At 38.6% G+C, this 1,038-nt stretch carries 1 pseudogene; it reads left to right on the top strand.

Annotated features, from left to right (window positions below):
- Positions 1–135: 135 nt before the first annotated feature.
- Positions 136–1,026, top strand: a pseudogene (locus IP023_RS15760) (IS3 family transposase); the annotation flags it as partial.
- Positions 1,027–1,038 lie beyond the last annotated feature (12 nt).

Here is a 1,038-nt window from a genome sequence, read left to right as displayed (position 1 = left end):
AGGGATGGAAGCTTCGCAACTTAAACAGATGAAGGACATGGAGCGAGAATTAGCGCAATATAAGAAGATCGTTGCCGAGCTAACGCTTCACAATACCATTTTGAAGGATGTTATAGAAAAAAAGCTCTAGGGCCTGGCGAGAAACGAGCGTTGGTGGGTTATGTGCGTAAAGAATTTAAGATTAGCCTTCGTCAGGCCTGTAGATTATTTATCATAAGTAGTTCTGTTTATTACTATTGTCCTAAGCGTAAAGACGATAATGAGGTTATTGAACAATTGTGTATTTTGTCCGAACTTCATCGTAATTGGGGATTTTGGATGATGTATCATCGTCTGCGCAAACTTGGTTTTAAATGGAATCACAAACGTGTTTATCGAATCTATACAGCCATGCGCTTGAATCTTAGAAATAAACGTAAAAAGCGTCTTCCAGCACGTGTGAAAGCTCCATTACTGTGTCCAATTGGGCCAAATATTACTTGGAGCTTAGACTTCATGCACGACACATTAGCAAGCGGAAAAGCTATTCGTACATTAAACGTTATAGATGATTTCAATCGAGAAGCTTTGTCTATTAACGTAGACACAAGTTTACCAGCACAGCGTGTAATCCGAGAGTTAGAGAAGTTAATTGAATGGAGGGGTAAGCCAGAAAAGATACGTTCTGATAACGGCCCAGAATTTATTGCTACAGTAATGAAGGAATGGTGCGAGATTCAACATATAGAGTGGGCATATATACAACCGGGTAAGCCGACACAGAATAGTTTAATTGAACGATTCAATAGGACATTCCGAGAAGACGTATTAGATAGTTATATGTTTGGAAATCTTTCAGAAGCTAGAAAATATGCTAATGCGTGGGTATGGATGTACAATAATGTCAGACCGCATTCTTCATTAGGACAGTTGACGCCAACAGAATTCCTGTTGAAATATGGAAAACTCTCTGAGTTTCCAACATTCCAACAGGATAACAATAGCAATTCTGATTGGAATTCTTTAGTTTTGAATGTAGCTAGTTAGGGTAAGATTACA

It is taken from the genome of Sphingobacterium rhinopitheci (assembly GCF_022627575.1).
GTDB lineage: Bacteria > Bacteroidota > Bacteroidia > Sphingobacteriales > Sphingobacteriaceae > Sphingobacterium > Sphingobacterium rhinopitheci.
This window is presented reverse-complemented; position numbering and strand designations above follow the sequence as displayed.